17 protein-coding genes are annotated in these 19,274 nt (G+C 63.7%); 13 read left to right on the forward strand and 4 right to left on the reverse strand.

From position 1 onward, the window contains the following. Positions 1–3: 3 nt before the first annotated feature. From WA950_RS14990 to WA950_RS15025, 8 genes are all read left to right on the forward strand, one after another. Positions 4–867 carry an FAD binding domain-containing protein gene (locus WA950_RS14990; protein ID WP_424552513.1) on the forward strand — a complete coding sequence of 288 codons (864 nt, stop codon included), beginning with the start codon at positions 4–6 and terminating at the stop codon, positions 865–867. Continuing rightward, positions 864–1,346, forward strand: a complete 483-nt coding sequence (locus WA950_RS14995; RefSeq protein WP_424552514.1) for a (2Fe-2S)-binding protein — start codon at positions 864–866, stop codon at positions 1,344–1,346. Before WA950_RS14990 ends, WA950_RS14995 begins: the two co-directional genes overlap by 4 nt. After that, positions 1,343–3,649, forward strand: a complete 2,307-nt coding sequence (locus tag WA950_RS15000) for a xanthine dehydrogenase family protein molybdopterin-binding subunit (RefSeq protein ID WP_424552515.1) — start codon at positions 1,343–1,345, stop codon at positions 3,647–3,649. The genes WA950_RS14995 and WA950_RS15000 overlap by 4 nt, the downstream gene beginning before the upstream one ends. Beyond that, on the forward strand, positions 3,646–4,773 hold the full coding sequence (locus WA950_RS15005; RefSeq protein WP_424552516.1) for a CobW family GTP-binding protein: 1,128 nt from the start codon (positions 3,646–3,648) through the stop codon (positions 4,771–4,773). Before WA950_RS15000 ends, WA950_RS15005 begins: the two co-directional genes overlap by 4 nt. 402 nt (positions 4,774–5,175) lie before the next feature. Then, on the forward strand, positions 5,176–6,099 hold the full coding sequence (locus WA950_RS15010; RefSeq protein WP_424552517.1) for an amidohydrolase family protein: 924 nt from the start codon (positions 5,176–5,178) through the stop codon (positions 6,097–6,099). Positions 6,100–6,115: 16 nt separating this feature from the next. Beyond that, positions 6,116–7,063, forward strand: a complete 948-nt coding sequence (locus WA950_RS15015) for an amidohydrolase family protein (protein ID WP_424552518.1) — start codon at positions 6,116–6,118, stop codon at positions 7,061–7,063. Between the two features lie 63 nt (positions 7,064–7,126). Next, entirely contained in the window at positions 7,127–8,500 is a 1,374-nt protein-coding gene (locus tag WA950_RS15020) for a UbiD family decarboxylase (protein WP_424552519.1), read from the forward strand. Positions 8,501–8,503: 3 nt separating this feature from the next. Beyond that, positions 8,504–9,091, forward strand: a complete 588-nt coding sequence (locus WA950_RS15025) for a UbiX family flavin prenyltransferase (protein WP_424552520.1) — start codon at positions 8,504–8,506, stop codon at positions 9,089–9,091. Positions 9,092–9,112: 21 nt separating this feature from the next. On the opposite strand, the gene WA950_RS15030 is transcribed toward WA950_RS15025, so the two are convergent. Then, complete coding sequence (locus tag WA950_RS15030) at positions 9,113–10,351, reverse strand: DUF2325 domain-containing protein (protein ID WP_424552521.1); 1,239 nt, start codon at positions 10,349–10,351, stop codon at positions 9,113–9,115. Between the two features lie 231 nt (positions 10,352–10,582). On the opposite strand from WA950_RS15030, the gene WA950_RS15035 reads away from it, so the two are divergent. Together WA950_RS15035 and WA950_RS15040 are read left to right on the forward strand one after the other, a co-directional pair. Next, positions 10,583–11,611, forward strand: a complete 1,029-nt coding sequence (locus WA950_RS15035; protein ID WP_424552522.1) for a four-carbon acid sugar kinase family protein — start codon at positions 10,583–10,585, stop codon at positions 11,609–11,611. 3 nt (positions 11,612–11,614) lie between these two features. Then, on the forward strand, positions 11,615–12,316 hold the full coding sequence (locus WA950_RS15040) for a FadR/GntR family transcriptional regulator (protein WP_424552523.1): 702 nt from the start codon (positions 11,615–11,617) through the stop codon (positions 12,314–12,316). A 53-nt stretch (positions 12,317–12,369) separates the two neighbouring features. Here the strand turns inward: WA950_RS15040 and WA950_RS15045 are convergent, their stop codons facing one another. Genes WA950_RS15045 through WA950_RS15055 form a run of 3 tightly spaced genes read right to left on the reverse strand, consistent with a single transcriptional unit; the run spans position 12,370 to position 15,639 of the window. Next, a complete protein-coding gene (locus WA950_RS15045; RefSeq protein ID WP_424552524.1) occupies positions 12,370–13,488 on the reverse strand; it encodes an iron-containing alcohol dehydrogenase in 1,119 nt (372 codons plus the stop codon). A 4-nt stretch (positions 13,489–13,492) separates the two neighbouring features. Further along, positions 13,493–14,449 (reverse strand): 4-hydroxythreonine-4-phosphate dehydrogenase PdxA, encoded by a 957-nt coding sequence (gene pdxA / locus WA950_RS15050; RefSeq protein ID WP_424552525.1) that lies wholly within the window; start codon positions 14,447–14,449, stop codon positions 13,493–13,495. Beyond that, a complete protein-coding gene (locus tag WA950_RS15055) occupies positions 14,446–15,639 on the reverse strand; it encodes a sialidase family protein (RefSeq protein ID WP_424552526.1) in 1,194 nt (397 codons plus the stop codon). The genes pdxA and WA950_RS15055 overlap by 4 nt, the downstream gene beginning before the upstream one ends. 232 nt (positions 15,640–15,871) lie before the next feature. Between WA950_RS15055 and WA950_RS15060 the strand changes: the two genes are divergently transcribed. The 3 genes from WA950_RS15060 (at position 15,872) to WA950_RS15070 (ending at position 19,272) form a co-directional block, all read left to right on the forward strand. Continuing rightward, positions 15,872–16,744: a DMT family transporter gene (locus tag WA950_RS15060; protein ID WP_424552527.1), complete on the forward strand. Its 873-nt coding sequence runs from the start codon at positions 15,872–15,874 to the stop codon at positions 16,742–16,744. A 56-nt stretch (positions 16,745–16,800) separates the two neighbouring features. Next, entirely contained in the window at positions 16,801–18,270 is a 1,470-nt protein-coding gene (locus WA950_RS15065; RefSeq protein WP_424552683.1) for an ABC transporter substrate-binding protein, read from the forward strand. An 87-nt stretch (positions 18,271–18,357) separates the two neighbouring features. Further along, positions 18,358–19,272 carry an ABC transporter permease gene (locus WA950_RS15070; protein WP_424552528.1) on the forward strand — a complete coding sequence of 305 codons (915 nt, stop codon included), beginning with the start codon at positions 18,358–18,360 and terminating at the stop codon, positions 19,270–19,272. The last annotated feature ends 2 nt before the right edge of the window (positions 19,273–19,274 follow it).

The raw sequence follows: 19,274 nt of genomic DNA on the forward strand, positions 1-19,274 counted from the left end.
CCCATGAGACGCTTTGAATACCATCGGGCAGAAACGCTGGAGGAGGCCTCCCGCCTTCTCACGGACCTCGGCGAGGATACATTTCTGTTCGCCGGCGGCACGGACCTGCTGGTCGAGATCCGGGAGCGGTTGCGCCGCGTGCGCAACGTCATCGACATCAAGCAGATTCCCGGCCTGTCGGATATCCTCTATGACGAAACGCGGGGCCTGACCTTCGGGGCGCTTGTGACGGTCGGGCGCCTGGAACACCTGCCGCTGGTGCGCGAGCGCTATCCGAATCTCTGCGCCGCGCTGGCGTCGCTGGCCTCCATCCAGGTGCGCAACCGCGCGACCGTCGTCGGCAATATCTGTCGCGCCTCGCCCTCGGCCGATACCATCCCGCCGCTGATTGCCGATGGCGCATTCGTGCACATCTACAGCCGCACCAACATGCGGGTCATTCCGCTTGCCGATTTCTTCACCGGGGCCGGCAAGACCGTGCTCGCCAAGGGCGAGATCGTCACCGGCATCACGGTGCCGCCGGCGGCCGACAATGTTGGCAAGGCCTATCTGAAGCACGGCCGCCGCAAGGCGATGGAACTCTCCACCGTCGGCGTTGCCGTCAGCCTCTCCATGGATGGCGGCGTCTGCCGTGACATCCGCATCGCGCTCGGCGCGGTCGGCGCTACGGTGCTGCGTGCGCCGCAGGCCGAGGAGATGCTGCGTGGCACCACGCTCGACGCCGAGACGATCAGGAACGCCGCGAACAAGGCGATGGAGGAGTGCACCCCGATCAGCAACGTGCGCGCCAGCGCCAACTACCGCCGCGACATGGTCGGCGTGCTGACGGGCCGCGCCATCAAACAGGCATTGGAGACTTGCGCATGAAACGGATCGTGGAATTCACCGTCAATGGCGAGGCGCGCGAGATGGCAGTCGATACCTGCCGCTCGCTGCTCGATGCGCTGCGCGACGATGTCGGCCTTACCGGCACCAAGAAGGGCTGCGACGTCGGCGATTGCGGTGCCTGCACCGTGCTGGTCGACGGCGAGCCGATGAATGCCTGCCTGATGCTTGCCGTGGAGGCCGAAGGCCGCTCGGTCGAGACCGTCGAGGGCCTACAGCCGGGCGTCGATACGCTGCATCCGTTGCAGGACGCCTTCATGCAGCATGGCGCCTCGCAATGCGGCTTCTGCACGCCGGGTATCCTGATGATGGCCAAGAAGCTGCTCGACGACAATCCGGCGCCGACCGACGAGGACATCCGTTTCGGTCTCAGCGGCAATATCTGCCGCTGCACGGGCTACACGAAAATTTTCGACGCGATCAAATCCGCCGCGCGCGAGATGGAGGCTGCAAGATCATGAACATGACGACCCCTATCGAGAAGCGCGAATTCAAGATCGTCGGTAAGAGCGTCAAGCGCGACGACGTGCTGGAGAAAGTGACGGGCGAGGCCGAATATACTGGCGACATCAAGTTGCCCGGCATGCTGTACGGCAAGATCAAGCGCGCCGACATCGCCCATGCCCGCATCAAGAGCATCGATGTCAGCAAGGCGCTCGCCTATCCGGGCGTCAAGGCGGTGCTGACCCATGAGAACGTGCCGCGCGTGCTGCATTACGGTTCGCCGCATCCGCGCTCGGCCTCCTGCACCAAGGACCAGTATATCCTCGACGACCGGGTTCGCTTCTGGGGCGAGGGCGTTGCCGCCATCGCCGCGATCAGCGAGGAGATCGCCGACGAGGCGCTGGACCTGATCGTGGTGGAATATGAGCCCTTGCCGGCCGTCTTCGAGCCGGAAGAGGCTGCAAAGCCCGGTGCGCCGTTGATCCACGATGTCGGTCCGGGCGGCAACCTGGTGCTCGACCCGGTGCGCGTCAACCGCGGGGATGTCGAAGTCGGCTTCGCCGAGGCGGATTTCATTCTCGAGGGCACCTTCTCCGGTGGCCGGCCGCATCCGGCCTATATGGAGCCGAATGTCTGCATCGCGGATTGGGACGGTTCCAACAAGCTGACGTTCTGGACCTCGACGCAGACCTCCTTCATGGTGCGCGGCAGCCTGGCCGAAGTGCTCGGCCTGCCGCTCACCAAGGTTCGCGTGCTGGTCGATCACATGGGCGGCGGCTTCGGCGCCAAGCAGGATCTCTTCCAGCACGAGTTCCTTTGCGCGCTGCTTGCGAAGGAAACGCGCCGGCCGGTGAAGATGGAATTCACCCGCCGCGAGACGTTCGTGGCCGGCCGCTCGCGCCATCCCTGCAAGATCTGGCTGAAACAGGGCTTCAAGAATGACGGTACGCTCGTGGCGCGCGACATGAAGCTCGTCTACGATTCCGGCGCCTACGGATCGCACGGCCCGGGTGTCACCATCGTCGGCACCACCGCCGCCACCTCGCTCTACCGCTGCGACAACGTGCGGCTGGAAGGGCGCTGCGTCTATACCAACACGCCGATCAACGGCGCCTTCCGCGGTTACGGCGTCGTGCAGAGCTACTATGCGCTCGATATCCAGATGGACGAGGCCGCCGAACGGATCGGCATGGATCCAGCGGAGCTGAAGCTGAAAAACGTGGTGCGCGAGGGCGATATCGCACCGTCCGGCCATCCAATCCTCGGCCATGGGCTGGAGATCTGCATCCGGCACGGCGTCGACGTGCTGGACTGGAAGAAGCTGCGCAATCGCGACCGCACGCCGGACCCGAAGCGCCCGCATATCCGCACCGGCTGGGGCATCGGCTGTGAAATGCACGGCTCGTCGGCCTATCCGGGCATCAAGGAGCAGGGCAATGCCACGGTGAAGGTCAACGAGGACGGCACGGTGACGCTGCTCACCGGCGCGGCGGGCCTCGGCACCGGCGCGCATACCGCGCTGGCGCAGATCGTCGCCGAGGAACTCGGTGTGCGCTTCGAGGATGTCGGCACGATCCATGGCGATACGGATGTGGTGCCGTGGGACATCGGCGCCTTCGCCAGCCACACGACCTATCTTGTCGGTACCGCCGCCAAGATGGCCGCCGGCAAGGTGCGCACCGCCGTGCTCGAACGGGCGGCGATGAAGCTGCAGGTTTCGCCGACCGAACTCGACATGAGCGAAGGCACCGTGTTCCTCATCAACGATCCCGGCCGCGCCATGACGGTGGCCGAGGCGATGGGACCGTCGCGTGGCATTCCGGCCGCCAATATCATTGCCAACGGCACCTATGAGCCGACGAAGTCCTACTCCTTCGCGGCGCATTTCACCGAGGTGCATGTCGATACGGAAACCGGCATCGTCGAGGTCAAGCGCGTCGTTCCGGTGCACGATGTCGGCCGGGTCATCCATCCGATCGCGGCGGAAGGCCAGATCGAGGGCGGCATCCAGCAGGGCATCGGCCACACGCTGACCGAGGACTACGTGATCGACAAGACGACCGGCCGGTCTCTGAACGCCGGCCTCGTCGACTACAAGATGCCGCTGTCGATGGACATGCCCGACATCGAGACGATCATCCTGGAAGCTGCACCGGATCCGGGCGGCCCCTGGGGCGCCAAGGGCGTCGGGGAAGATCCGATCATCGCCATCGGCCCCTCCATCGCCAACGCCATCCATGACGCCATCGGCGTCCGTTTCCACCACTATCCGATTACCCCGGAAGACGTCCTGAAAGCCTTGAGGGAGCAGAGCACATGAACATGCATATCGAGCCCGCCAGCCGGAAACTCCCCATCACCATCCTCACCGGGTTTCTCGGTTCCGGAAAGACCACGCTGCTCAACTACATCCTCACCGAGCGCCACGGCCACCGCATCGCGGTGATCGAGAACGAGTTCGGCGAGGTGGATGTCGACAGCGACCTGGTGCTGGCCTCCGACGAGGAGATATTCCAGATGCAGAACGGCTGCATCTGCTGCTTCGTTGACGTGCGCAACGACCTTATCGACGTGATGAAGAAGCTGCTCAGCCACAAGGACAAGTTCGATCACATCATCATCGAGACCTCCGGCCTAGCGGACCCGACGCCCGTCGCCACCGCCTTCTTCGTCGATCGCAGCGTGGCGGAAGAGGTGGAACTGGACGCCGTCGTGACACTGGTGGACGCCATGCATATCGACCAGCACCTCTATGATCCGGTGCTTGATGGCAGCGACAACCAGGCGGTCAACCAGATCGTCGCGGCCGACCGCATCATCGTCAACAAGATCGACCTTGCAGGTGAAGAGGCTCTCGGCTCGCTGGAGGGCTCGCTGCGCAAGCTCAACCAGACGGCGCCGATCCTGCGTTCCAGCTACGGCGTCGTGGATCTTGCCAACATCCTCGGCGTCAAGGGCTTCCGGCCTTCCTACGTGCGCGAGCGGGCGGAAATCCTCGACATCGACATGGATGACGAGCAGGACGCGCATCATCACCACCACGATTGCCACGATGCGGCCTGCGATCACCCGGATCACGATCATGCGCACCATGATCACGACCATGGGCACGCTCCGGAAACCGCCCGTCGGCCGCACCAGCACGATGTGACGGTGAAGTCGCATTCCTTCGTCTATCCGCAATCCTTCGACGGCGAGAAGCTTGCCTCCTTCCTGAAGGATTATCTCGGCGAGCACGGCGACGACATCTTCCGCACCAAGGGCATCGTCTCCGTGGCGAATGACGACCGGTTCTTCGTGCTCCAGGCGGTGCACAAGCTGGTCGATTTCCGCCCGGATCACGCCTGGGGCGAGGATACGCCGAAGTCGAAATTCGTCTTCATCGGCCGCAATCTCGACCGTGACGGCATAGACAGAAACTTGCGCGCATGCCTGGCGGCCTAGCGACGCTTCTCCCGTCGCCGGACGCTTGCACAAGTCCTCTGTCTGAACCGCCCGCGCACCCTCCAGCGCGCGGGCGGTCATTGCTGTTTTTGTCAAAAAACCTTTTTAAAATAATGACTTAGATTGATTATTTTATTGACACAAAGCCCACCTCATGGTTCATTTGGCACTGAGTAGAAGCACCGACAATTGCTCACCGTCTGTTGGAAGATGAGGCCGCAATGTCGATGCTGACTACGAAAGGAACACCTGCCGGCTGTGCCCGTCCCGGGCCCTCCATACCGGCCGTTCTTCTCCGTCAGCGGCATTACCTGAGATCGCGCATCCACGTCCGGCTTCCGCCGGCATGGCGTTCATCGCGCGGCCCCGCATCGACCGGACCCTCTACGACAGGAGAACGCAATGATAATTGACCTAAGCTGCTATCCCACCGACCTGGTGGATCTGGCTTGGCGCCATGACGGACCGCCGTTCACCGGCGACAAGCTTTTGAAGATGATGGACGGCCCGTACTATGTGAACGGCAAGCCGCGCCGCGTCGACAAGGCCTTCATCCAGCCGCCGCAGGGCAACACCATCTACACTCATGAAATCATGGACCTGGAAGGCAAGGCCGCCATCCGCCAGTACATGGGTTACACGGAAAAAATGGTGACGGAGCATCCCGACCGCTTCCTCGGCTGCTTCGTCTACAATCCGCGCTACGGCGTGCAGAACGGCGTTGACGAAATCGAACGCTACGCCAAGGAATTCGATTTCAAGATGGTCCAGTTGCAGGCGAACATGCACGCCTACCGCCCGGACCGCGCGCTCGACTGGCTGCGCCCGGCCATGAAGAAGTGCGCCGAGCTCGGCCTAATGGTGAAGGTACATACCGGCGACGGTCCCTATTCGATCCCGACGGAATTCTACCCGATCATCCGCGAGTTCCCGGAAGTCAACTTCATCCTCGCCCACTTCGGCGTCCAGACGGGCGGCGTCTACGTGTTCGAGCCGATGCAGATGGCCCTCGACACGCCGAGCGTCTACGTCGAATCCGGCTGGTGCCTCCAGTCGCGTATCGTCGAATTCGCCAAGGTCCTGCCCAAGCACAAGATCCTCTTCGGCTCCGACACCCCGCCGAACGAGCCGGGCATGTGGATCAACCTTCTGGAAGTCCTTTGCCACGAGCCGCCGCAGGGCCTGAACCTCTCCGAGGACGATCTGGAGGACTACCTGGGTAACAACCTCGCCCGCATGATCGGCCTCGAGCCGACTGCGCCGCCGGCAAGCGTCGAGGAAGCCGAGGCGTATCTGCGCCAGCACGGCGTCCAGATCGCCGCGTAAAAGAACGGAGTGAACAATGATTATTGATACCCATCTTCACCCGACCAACCTCGTCGACGAGGCGTGGCGTCATACGGGTACGCCTTTCACGGGCGAGCGCATGCTCAAGCTGATGGACGGCCCCTACATGATCAACGGCAAGCCGCGCCGTATCGACATGGGCTTCATCCAGCCGCCGCCGGGTAACACCGGCTACCGTGACGGCAACCGCAAGGGTCGCGAAGGTATTCGCGACTACATGGCCTATATCGCCGAGCTGTGCGAGAAGTATCCGGACCGCTTCATCGGCAACTTCAACTACAACCCGCGCTGGGGGCCTGAGAACGGCGCTGCGGAGCTGGAATTCCACGTCAAGGAATACGGCTTCAAGATGCTGAAGCTGCATGCCAACATGCACGGCTATCGTCCCGACCGCGCGCTCGAATGGCTGCGCCCGGCGATGAAGAAGTGCGCCGAGCTCGGCGTCGTCGTCCTCATCCACACCGGCGACGGCCCCTACACGATCCCGACGATGTTCTACCCGATCATCCGCGAGTTCCCGATGGTCAACTTCATCATCGGTCACTTCGGCATCCAGACGGGCGGAAACTACTCGTTCGAATCCTTCTGGATGGCGATGGATACGCCGAACGTCTACTGCGAATCCGGCTGGTGCTTCCAGTCGCGCATCGTGGAGTTCGCCCAGCAGTTGCCGAAGAACAAGATCGTCTTCGGCACGGACAGCCCGCCGAACGATCCGGGCATGTGGCTGCGCGAGCTGGAAGTGCTCTGCAAGGATCCGCCGCACGGCATCAACCTCTCCGAGGACGATCTGGAAGGCTATCTCGGCAACAACATCGCCAAGCTCGTCGGCATCGATCCGTCGCCGCCGCCGCGTGACGTGAAGGATGCCCAGGCGCGCCTGACCGACAGCTATGCCGGCGTCGATCGCGCCACCGGCAAGCATCTGCTGCAGCCGGCTTGATCCGAAACACGGCGGCGCCCTTTGGGGCGTCGTCACCCACCCGCAGCGACCCGAGGCCGAGACATGACAGAATACCACAAGCAAGACGTTCGCCGCTTTCTGGCGGATTACCGGGCGGAACATCCCGAGGATGTCATCACCATCGACCGGCCGGTCTCGGACGATCAGGACGCGACGGCGCTGATCTGGAACCTTGCGGACAAGGGGCAGCACCCCATGCTGCATCTCAGGAATGTCAGCGGCATCGACAGCGAAGTCCTTTGCAACATCTTTGCCTCGCGCGAGCGCATCGCCCGGCTTCTCGGCTCGACCGCCGAGAACCTGCACGAGGCCTATCAGGCGCGCTCCAACAGGCCGTTCACACCGGAAGTGCTGGAAAGCGGCCCGATCACGGAAGAGATCATTTCCGGTGATGCCGTGGATCTCAACACGTTGCCGATGCTCAATCACTTCGACACGGATCGCGCGAAATACATCACGTCGGGCATCATCATCGGCGAGCATCCGGAAACCGGGGCCGGCAATCTCAGCTATCACCGCGCGATGATCCATTCGAGGAATTCGCTCGCGACCTCGCTGCACTCGCGCGGCCATCTCTGGCGCCTGATGAACATGGCGAAGGAGAAGGGCAAGCCGATGCCGGTCGCCATGGTGATCGGCGGCCATCCGCTGTTCATGATCGCCGCCTCCGCCCGTCTTGCCTTCGGCGAGGATGAGCGCGACGTCGCCGGTGGGCTGATGGGCGAACCGCTGCAGGTCGTGCGAACGCCCAAATACGGCATCCGCGTTCCTGCCCATGCGGAAATCGTGCTGGAAGGCGTGCTCGATCCCGAGGCGCATGTCGAGGAAGGCCCGTTCGGCGAATTCACCGGCTATTCCTCCGACCGCTCGACCAACAACCTCTTCACCGTCGAAACCATCCTGCGCCGGCGTGACGCGATGCTCGTTTCCGTGGCGGGCGGCAATTCGGCCGAGCACCTGAACCTCGGCCGCGTGCCGCGCGAGGCGGAGGTGGTGGAGAAGCTGAAGGCGCGCTTCCCCTCGATCACTGCCGTGCACTATCCGTCCTCTGGCACCCATTTCCACGCCTATATCGCGATGAACCAGACGCGTGAGGGCGAGGCGCGGCAGGTGATGCTCGGCCTGCTCGGCTGGGACCAGTACCTGAAGAATGTCGTGGTGGTGGATGCCGACGTGGATATCACCAAGGACTCGGAAGTGCTCTGGGCGCTCGCCACCCATTTCCAGCCGCACAAGGATGTCGTCATCATCGAGGGCCTGCCGGGCAATGCGCTCGATCCCTCGGCAAGCGGCATCGGAACCACGTCCCGCATGGGGCTTGATGCGACGCGCGGCCCGAACTTCCATGGTGTGCGCGCCCGCATCAGCGACGAGGCGACCGCGCGCGCCGCCGCGCTTCTCAGGCCGGTGGGATAGGCCATGACGATGCGGCCAGCACGCATGATCGTCGGCATTTCGGGGGCTTCCGGGGTCATCTACGGCAAGCGCATCCTCGAAGTGCTGCGCGATCTGGAGATCGAGACGCACCTGATCATGTCGCGGGCGGCCTGCATCACGCTCGCGGCCGAGGCGGATTTCACGAAGCAGGACCTCGAGGCGCTGGCGACGACCACCCACTCCAACAAGGATATCGGTGCGGTCTGTTCCTCCGGCTCCTACAAGACGCTCGGCATGATCGTCGCGCCCTGCTCGGTGAAGACGCTGGCCGAAATTGCGACCGGCACGACGGACAACCTGCTCTCGCGCGCCGCCGACGTGGTGCTGAAGGAGCGTCGCCGCCTCGTGCTGATGCTGCGCGAGACGCCGCTGCATCTCGGCCATATCCGCAACATGGCGCAGGTCACCGAAATGGGCGGCATCATCTATCCGCCCGTACCGGCCTTCTATGCCAGGCCGCAAAGCCTTGAGGAGATGGTCGAGCACACGGTCGGCCGCGTGCTCGACCTCTTCGACCTCGACCCCGGCATCGTCCGGCGCTGGCAGGGGACGCAGGGAGGCGTGGAGTAACGGTGGATATGAGCGGCGACCCTATAGCCGGCCGTAAGCGCCACCCGCGCCGCTGACGGCGGCAAGGAAGCTGGCGAGTCCCGCCGAGCGCAGGGGAAGATAAGACTTGCCCTGCGCTCGGCAGAGGCGCTTCAGGATGCCGGCGGCCGCGTGGCTGATATGGTCGACGGGGAAGAGCACAGTCGTCGCCTGGCCGACGAGGGCGGGTAGCAGCGTCGTGCTGTCCTCCAGGCCGCCATCGTGCAGGATGAGGTCGATGCTGCGGCTTTCCGCATAGGCCCGCAAATGATCGAACAGATTACGCCGCCCGCCGACATAGAGCACAGGTCCGGCAGGCTGCGGCGGCACCTGCCGGGCGCTCGTCTGGAGGCCTGATGCAACCGTGATTTCAAGGGCTTCGTTTTCCCGCAGGATCGCGTGCGACAGATCCTGCAATTGCTCCAGCTCCCGCTGAAGGGCGCTGCACTTCACCTCTGAATCCGAAAGCCGCTGGGCCAGCGTATCGCTGCGAAGCGCTTCCGTCTCCAGCCGTCCGGAGCGGCCGGACCTGTCGGAGCGCACCGGCCGGTCGAAGGCCGTGGCAGCCGCATCGGCCTGTAGCACCCGCTCCTCAAGCCGCCGAATGCGTTGCTGCAGGGCGATCCGCTCGTCGGCTGCCACCTTCAGGCGTGTTTCCTGCCGCCGGCCGCGAGCCCGCTCCTGCTCGTGGTCCGCTTCCAGCCGGGTCAGGCGGGCGATATCGAGGCGGCTTGCGCTGCCGACGAGATGCGACAGCATGTGGACCTCGCCGAAAATGTCGCGGATCAGGCCCGGCGAACTCCCCGGATGGCTCATCAGCGCCCAATAGGGCCCGGCAATATCGCCCCGGTCGAAGCATTCCCGCCAGACGGCCCTCAGTTCCTCTTCGCCCGCCTGGCGGGATAGCCGCTTGACGCTCGTCTCATGGCGTTTGTCGAGCGCCTTGTTGAGCAGTTTTGCCGCCTGATCGCGCTGTCCGGCAAGGCGTACGCCGCGGCCATGCAGGGTGTGGTCGCTTGTGCTGCGAGCATCGTCCTGCCCGGCCTTGATGAGCACCTGGCGCAATTCCCCCGTCGTCAGGCAGGTTCCGATGATCGAGCAGTGAAACGTCGCGGGAATGTCCCATATCCGCAGCCGCTGGCCATCGTTTCGTGAAGTAGTGGCCGGCGGTTCACTCTTGGGGAGGCGCGCGATGCGCGATGCGGCGGCGTTCGGCAGGATCAGGCGGGGGAGGGACGGCATTGGGGCTCCGATCGGCATCTCTTTTTCAAGGTTTTCCGCGCTGACGGAAACCCAATTCGATATATTTATCAAAACATATCGAATTGGGAAGAGTGTTTGATCGCAACGTTCAGCGTTTGCTCAGCAGACAGAAGGAAAAAACGAAAGAAAGTTGTCATGCATTTGTAAATTAAATTGACTTTTCAATATGAAAATAAATTATGAAGATAACAACAAATCGCAGGTTTCTTCATGCTGGCCATTATCGCGGACGATCTGACAGGTGCGCTGGACACTGCCGCTCCCTTCGCGAGCAGGGGGCTCCATGTGGAAGTCGCGCTGGCAGTGGAGGCTATCGCCGAGGCGGTGCGCGAGACGCCGGACGTGCTTTCGGTGAACATCGCGTCGCGAGAAACCAGCGCCGAGGCGGCACGCCGGCTGACTGCCGCTACGCTTGCGGCTCTGCCGGCGGGAACGCGCCTGTTCAAGAAGGTCGATTCGCGGCTCAAGGGGCATATTGCGGCCGAGCTTGAGGCGATCTCCTTCCGGTCCGCCCTTGTCGCGCCGGGAATCCCCGATTTCGGACGGGTGGTCGAGGACGGTCATGTGAAGGGCTTCGGCGTGGATGCGCCTGTTTCCATTGCCGAAAAACTTGGGCGGCATGCCGCGCGCGTGCGAATCCCGGATACACTGACCCAGGAGCAGCTGCGCGAAAGGCTGGACGCGTCGGTGCGCGATGGCGTCGATCTGCTGATCGGTGCCAGGGGCCTTGCCGAAGCCGTCGCCGAGGCGATGAGCGGCGGCGCGGCGCCGGGCTTTGCAGCGATCCCGCAGGGACGCGGGCTTTTTGTCATCGGCTCGCGCGATCCGATCACGCTTGCGCAGATCGAAGCGCTCCGTGCTGCCTGCGATCCGCGATATCTGCCGGCGCCGAACGGCCGCCTTGCCGGTGTCGAGCCCGATGATAGCCCGATCACGCTGGTTCAGGCCGTGCCGGGCGCATCGACGGCAAGCGGGCAGGAGGTTTCCCAGGCGCTTGCCGAAAGCGTCTGCCCGGTCTTGACGCGGGGTGCGTCGACATTGCTTCTGACCGGCGGGGCCACGGCGGAAGCGGTGCTGGCAAGGATGGGGATCGCGCGGTTTCGTCTGTTGGGCGAGTGCCTGCCGGGCCTGGGCTTGGCGCACGCTCAAGGACATTGCATCATCGCCAAATCCGGTGGATTCGGTGGGCCGGATACGCTGAGAGAGATCGCGGACAGGATCTTCCGCAAGACGGGATGACAAATGGGACTGGAGAACGGAACAGCACGCAAGAGCCTCGGCGATCTCGTCTTCGAGCGCATGCACCGCGCGATCAAGTCCGGCGCCTACCAGCCGGACGAGCGTCTGCCGACCGAGCATGATCTGGCGATCGAGTTCGAGGTTTCGCGCCCGATCGTTCGCGAGGCGCTGCGGCGGTTGCGCGAGCAAGGTTTCATCTATTCGCGCCGGGGCGCCGGCAGCTTCGTGCGCGCCGTCGGCATGCGCGAACCGCTCGGCTTCGGGCAGTTGGAGAACGTCGCCGATCTCCTGAACTGCTACGAGTTCCGGTTGACCGTCGAGCCGGCCGCAGCGGCCGCGGCGGCGGAACGTCACGATGCGGAGAACCTCGTCGCCATTCGCCAGGCGCTCGAACTCATGCGCGATGCGACCAACCGGCAATCCCACCGCGAGGACGCAGACTTCCAGTTCCATCTCGCCATCGCCCGCGCAGCGCAGAACAGCTATTTCTACACCGCCATGGAGGCGTTGAAGGACCATATCGCCGTCGGCATGAAGTTCCATGGCGCCTCGATCAAGCGCGAGACGACCGGCCTGACGCGGGTCTTCGCCGAACATGAATCGATTGCCGAAGCCATTGCCGCACGCGATGGCGCAACGGCGCGGCGGCTCATGCACGAACATCTCTCCGGATCGCGCGATCGCCTGTTCCAGACGAGCAAATAGATCAAAGAAAAACCCCGGCATTGCCGGGGTTTTTCGTAGCAGTGACTACGGGGTTAGTACGCGGCCTTGTAGATGCCGAGCACCTCTTCCACGCTCATGTCGATCGGGTTGTTGTCCATCAGGCGGCGGTTGGCATGCGCGTCGCTGGCGTAGAGCGGCAGGTCGTCCGTCTTCGCGCCATGGGCGGCAAGGGACATTTCGATGCCAATATCCCGGCAGAAGCCGCAGGCGGTATCGAGCAGCGCATCGGCGGAGAGATTTTCGCCCAGCCCCAGCGCCTCGGCCACTTCCGCGGTCTTGCTCTCGGCGACCTTCTGGTTGAAGGCGAGGACATGCGGGAAGATGATGGCGTTGGCCAGCCCGTGAGGCAGCCGAAGCCGCGTGCCGAGCGGATAGGCGATGGCGTGCCCTGCCGCCGTGTTTACCGGCCCGAGGCAGATGCCGCCATAGTAGGAGGCGAGCATCAGTCCCTCGCGCGCCTCGGTGTCGGCCCCGTCCTTGACGGCGCGCGCCAGATATTTGCCGACCAGCCGGAAGCCCATGCGGGCAAAGCCGTCGATCATCGGATGGGCACGGCGGTTGGTGAAGGCCTCGACGCAATGCGCCATGGCATCGACGCCCGTCGCCGCGGTCACGGCGGGCGGCACGGAATAGGTGAGTTCGGGATCGAGCACCGCCAGATCGGCGATCATGTGCGGGCTTTCGACCGCTATCTTGTTGCCCTTTTCCGGGTCGGTGATCAGCGAGCGGATGCCCGCTTCGGATCCCGTGCCGGCGGTGGTCGCCACCTGCGCCAGCCGGGTGCGGCGGCCGGCCACGCGGTTCGGGCCTGCCACATCGGCAAGTGTCTGCTCGCTGTCCCACAGCGCTGCCACCAGCTTGGCGACGTCGAGAACCGAGCCGCCACCGAGGCCGACGATGAGGTCTGGCTTGCACTGGCGCGCAGCCGCGAGGGCCGCGTCGAGCGTGCCGATATCGGGCTCGCCGGGGATCGCGTCGAAGAGGGTGGCGCGGCCGGACAGCTTCAGACGGTCGGCAAAACCGGCGGTGATCGGTGTTGCGATGACGAAGATGGAGGTGGCGTCGGCTGCCCAGGCGCCAACCTCGGCGATGGTGCCCGCACCGACCGCGAGGCGACGGGGCTGGTGAAGGGTGATTGAAGCGGTGGTCATAGGGTCATCCTCGCTTTGCAGTGCCCGCCACGAGCTTGCGGGCATAGGCGATGGCGGAATTCATGTTGCCGTGATCGGCGACGCCCTTTCCGGCAATGTCGAAAGCCGTGCCGTGGTCGACGGAGGTGCGATCGATCGGCAGGTCGACCGAAACGTTCACTGCGGTATCGAAAGCGACGAGCTTGATCGGGATGTGTCCCTGATCGTGGTACTGCGCGACGACGAGGTCGAACGCGCCGGAATAGGCCCGGTAGAACACGGTATCGGCGGAGATCGGCCCCTGGACATCGATGCCTTCGGCGCGCGCCGCTGCCACAGCGGGCGCGATTTGGTCGTCGTCCTCGGTGCCGAAAAGCCCGTTCTCGCCGCAATGCGGGTTGATGCCGGCAACCGCGATCCTCGGTGCCGCATAGCCGATGCGCTTGAGATGGGCATCGCCCGCGCGGATCGTCGCCAGCACGCGTTCGGTGGTCGAGCGGCGGATCGCTTCCTGCAGCGAGACGTGGGTCGAGACGTGGATGACCTTCAGCCGCTCGGAGGCGAGCAGCATATAGGCGGCCTTGGAGCCGGTGAGGCTGCGCAGCATGCCGGTGTGGCCGTCATAGTGATGGCCGGCAAGGTTCAACGCTTCCTTGTTGATCGGCGCGGTGACGATGCAGCCGATGATCCCGGCCTCTGCATCGCGCACCGCCTTCTCGATGAAGCGGAAGGCGGCGTCGCCGGCAATGGGGCTGAGCTGCCCCCAGGGCAGGGGCGCACCCTCGATGGCAAGATCGACGACATGGGGGGTAAGGTCGACATCGATGCCGAGTGCCGCGCGCGCCGCCTCAAGCGTTGCAAGATTGCCGTAGATGCGGATCGTGCTGCGTTCTTCCGGCGACATGCCGGCAAGCGCGCGGACCGAAATCTCAGGGCCGACCCCGCACGGGTCTCCCATGGTTATGCCGATGATGTTGCTCATGAAATTCTCCGTGCGTCGGCGCTGTCCCAGCCGCGGGAAAGGCGGACATATTTTATGGCGCGCCGGTGGTAGGTGTAGGCGAGGTGCAAGGTGCCGTCCGCCCCTTCCAGCAGCCAGGGGTAGGACATTTCCTTGTTGCGCCCGTCGGTCGAGTCGTTGGAAAGGCAGGTGCCCGGCCCGTCCTCGATCAGCAGACGGACGGGGAACGTCCTGCCGCCATCCTCCGACAGGCAGAGGGCGACGGGCGCGCGCGGCACGCCCCAGACCGGGGCGCAGCCGCCGGCCGGGTCCGCATCGGGACGGCTGTCGTTTTCGCCAAGCTCGTCATAGAGCGAGGCACGCCGGTCGGACGACTGGGCGGCACTGACGGGGTTGCAGATCATCGCGATCCGGCCGTCGGAAAGACGCATGGCGGCGATGGAGGAATTGTTGTTCGGAACATCGCTCGCCGCCGGTGCGGACCAGGAACGGCCGCCGTCGAGGCTCTCGGTTCGGTACACCCAGTCCGCCTGCCGCCGGCGGAAGAAGGCGGCAAGGCGCCCTTCGCCGATCGACACGGGCGACATGTGCACGCAGCCGATCGACTGGTCGAGCTCTTCCAGCCGCCATGTCGCGCCCTGATCCAGCGAGACGCCGACAGCGGCCGTATCGTGGCTGCCGTTCCATTTCTGGCCGGGCCGCTGGACGCAACGGAAGATCGGCAGCAGCCACGCCCCGTCGTCGCGCAGCACCACCGGCGCGCGGACGAAGCAGCCGGGCGGCAGGTCAAGGTAGCGGCCTTCGGAAGCGGTCAGCACCAGCGGATCGGCATCGCGCAGGATTTCTGCCATGCGGATGCGGCATTCGTCCTGGTTGCCGGAGGGTTGCGAGGTGTGGAAAAGCCAGAGCCTGCCGTCCGGGGCGGTGAAGAATACCGGATTCTGCTCCGAATGGGCGGCGTCGAAGCTGAGGCGCTGCGGCGGTCCCCATTGCGCGGCGCCCGGCCGCAGCACCGAGGCGAAGATCGAAATATCCGATTTGCCTTCGAGCGTGCCGCCGAACCACGCGCAGGCAATGGCGCCATCGGCGAGCAGGTGGAGGAACGCCGCATGATTCTGGATCATGGGCGAAGGCAGCATGGCCTCCACGCGTCCGGGCGATACGGCCTTGAGCTGGCCATTCATGTCGCGGGCTATTTCCTCGGGATTCATCGGCTCCTCCTGTATGATGCCGAAAATCGCCAAATTTCCTAAGTTGTCAAGTTTAAGAATGTTACATGTGGCCTTTCATTGTTGGCGTCTTTCTAGTAAACAATTGATTTTAAAGCATTAAAAATAGGAAATTTAAGACATAAGATTTTACATTGCAAAATAAATTGACAAACTTGTTCGAAAAAGAGATGGTCTGGGCCAGCCGGTGAGAGGATGCCGGGAGGAGCACTGCATGCCGGCAGCCGGTAATCATCATCAGGCCAGGGTGGCCGTCATCTTTGCGGTGGGCGCTGCGATCCTGGCTGCGACCGATGCGGTGATCGTGCGCGCCCTCAATGGCGCCGTGCACCCCTTTGTCATCGGGTTCTTCCGCGCCTTCTTCGGCGCGATCGTCCTTTTGCCCTGGATCGTGCTGCGTCCCGGTATTCTGCGCTCGACCCATCCCTTGCGCCAGCATGCCGTGCGGGCCGGCTTCAAGCTCCTTGCCATGGTTGCCTTCTTTGCCGCCTTCAGCTGGGGGCCGCTCGCCGACGTGACGGCGATCGCCTTCACCTCGCCGATCTTCCTGGTGCTGGGGGCCGCGCTGACGCTCGGCGAGCGACCCGGGCCGGCGATGATCGGCGCGGTTGCCATCGGCTTTGTCGGTGCCCTGTTCGTCATCGGGCCGTCCGGCGCCGGATTCAGTCTTGCCATTCTTCTGGCGCTGGCGGGCGCGGTGCTTCAGTCGGCCATCCAGCTGATCCTCAAATCCATGTCGAAGGGTGACAGGACCGCAACGCTCGTCGTCTGGAACCTGCTGCTGACGGTGCCGATCGCGCTTGTCTTTGCGGTTCCGTTCTGGACGATGCCCGGCTCGAGGGAGATGGGGCTGCTGGCACTCCAGGGCGTCGTCGGCGCCGCCTGCATGGGCATGATGACCCACGCCTTTTCGCTTGCCCCCGCCACCATTGTCGCCCCCGTCGATTTTCTGCGCCTACCGTTGGTGGCGCTCGGCGGGTTCGCGCTGTTCGGCGAAAACATTGCCCTCACCACGCTTTGCGGCGGAGGGCTCATCTGTTGCGCGGCGCTGATCGCCGCGCGATCCGGAAAACCAACATCGGCCTGATCGAATTTCACTAGGGAGGAAATGCCGTGAAGAAAATACTTGTCCTGAGTGCCCTCATGCTGGGCTCTGCGCTGTCGCCGGCCTTCGCCGGATCCGGCCCGATCAAGATCGTGCTGCCGGAAGAAGCGGACCTGCTTGAGCCCTGCATGGCGACGCGCTCGAATATCGGCCGCGTCATCATGCAGAATGTCAGCGAAACGCTGACGGAACTCGACGTGCGCGGCGACAAGGGCGTCATGCCGCGCCTCGCCGAAAAGTGGGAGCAGAACGCCGACGGCAGCTGGCGTTTCCATCTGCGTCAGGGTGTCAAGTTCTCCGATGGCACGGCCTTCGATGCGAAGGATGTCAAGCACAGCTTCGATCGCATCATGAGCGACAAGAACGCCTGTGAATCGCGCCGCTACTTCGGCGGCATGACCGTGACGCCTGAAATTGTCGACGACTACACGGTCGACTTCAAGGCCGATCCGGTCCAGCCGATCCTGCCGCTGCTGATGTCGCTCGTGACCATGGTGCCGGAAGAAACGCCGCTCGAGTTCGTGCGCGAGCCGATCGGCACCGGTCCCTACAAGCTGACCAACTGGACGCCGGGCCAGCAGATCGTGCTTTCGGGCCGTGACGACTATTGGGGCGAAAAGCCGGAAGTGACGGAAGCGACCTACCTCTTCCGCGCCGATCCGTCCGTTCGCGCCGCCATGGTGCAAGCCGGCGAAGCCGACCTGTCGCCGTCGATCGCGCAGCTCGATGCGACCAATCCGGCAACGGACTTCTCCTATCTCGACAGTGAGACGGTCTATCTGCGCGTCGACCACAATATCGAGCCGCTGAACGACGTTCGCGTCCGCCGCGCGATGAACCTTGCCATCGACCGGCAGGCCTTCATCGGTACGCTGGTTCCAGAAGGCGCGCTCCTTGCGACGGCCATCGTTCCGCCGCCGACGCTCGGCTGGAACCCCGACGTCAAGGTCTTCCCGTACGATCCGGACGGCGCGAAGAAACTTCTCGAGGAAGCCAAGGCCGCCGGCATCAAGGTCGATACGCCGATCACGATCATCGCCCGTTCGGCAAATTTCCCGAACGTCACGGAGATTATGGAAGCCATCCAGGCGCAGCTCCAGGAAGTCGGCTTTACGGTCGAGCTGAAGTTCGTCGAGGTCGCCGAGCACGAGCAGTACTACTCCAAGCCTTTCAAGGAAGGCCGCGGTCCGCAGATCGTCGCCGCCATGCATGACAACGCGAAGGGCGATCCGTCGTTCTCGATGTTCTTCAAGTATGCGACCGAAGGCACGCAGTCCGGCTTCTCCGATCCGAAGGTCGACGACCTGATCCAGCGCGCTTCCGCCGCCGTTGGCGACGAGCGTGCCAAGCTGTGGTCCGAGGTGATCGCCTATGTGCATGACGAGGTCGTCGCAGACGTCCTGCTCTTCCACATGGTCGGTTTCTCGCGTGTCGCCGAGCGGCTGGATTTCAAGCCGACGATGGCGACCAACGGGACGCTCCAGCTGTCGGAAATCAAGATCAAGTAAACTTGCGCTGGCGAACGCCACGTTTGCCGGTCACAAAAGCAATCAAGGCGGCGGGATGATCCCGCCGCCGGATTCCCTGAGGGCGCCATGCTGAAATTCGTTCGAAAACGCGCCGTGGCCAGTCTGATCTCGCTCGTCGGACTGATCGTCATGGTCTTTTTCCTCTCGCGGTTGACCGGTGATCCGGCCGCCTTGTTCCTTCCGGTCGAGGCCTCCGCGGAATTGAAGCAGCAGTTCCGGGAACTGCATGGCCTGAACGATCCGCTGCTGGTGCAGTTCGGCCGCTATGTCGGCGATGTCCTCACCGGCGATTTCGGCGAATCCCTGCGCAAGGCGCGGCCCGCGCTCGACGTCGTGCTGGAAGCCTTCGTCTGGACCCTCTGGCTGGCGGTCATCACCATGACTCTCGTGACCGTTGCGGCCATCGTCGTCGGCTCGCTTGCCGCCTTCCGCGCCGGCGGCTTCTTCGACCGTCTCTCCTCCGTCATTTCGCTGGTCGGCGCGTCCGTTCCCGATTTCTGGCTGGCGATCGTGGCAATTGTCGTCTTCTCGGTGAATTTCGCCTGGCTGCCGACTTCGGGCACAGGCTCGCTGCTCCACTGGATCCTGCCGATCTCCGTTCTGTTCATCCGGCCCTTCGGCATCATCGTTCAGGTAGTGCGCGGCTCGATGATCGGAGCGCTCTCCTCGGCCTATGTGAAAACGGCGCGCGCCAAGGGCGTGAAGTCGGGTCCGATCATCTTCGTCCATGCCCTGCGCAATGCCATGCTGCCGGTCATCACGGTCATCGGCGACCAGGCCGCCAGCCTCCTCAACGGCGCTGTCATCATCGAGACGATTTTCGGTTTTCCCGGTGTCGGAAAGCTGATGATCGATTCTATTCTCCAGCGCGACTTCAACGTCGTACTTGCTGCGATCCTCGTCACGGCGCTGGCGATCTTTCTTATGAACCTCCTGATCGACCTGGCCTATGCGCTGCTCGATCCGCGCATCCGGCATTGAGG

The organism is Shinella sp. (assembly GCF_049651085.1).
Taxonomy (GTDB): domain Bacteria; phylum Pseudomonadota; class Alphaproteobacteria; order Rhizobiales; family Rhizobiaceae; genus Shinella.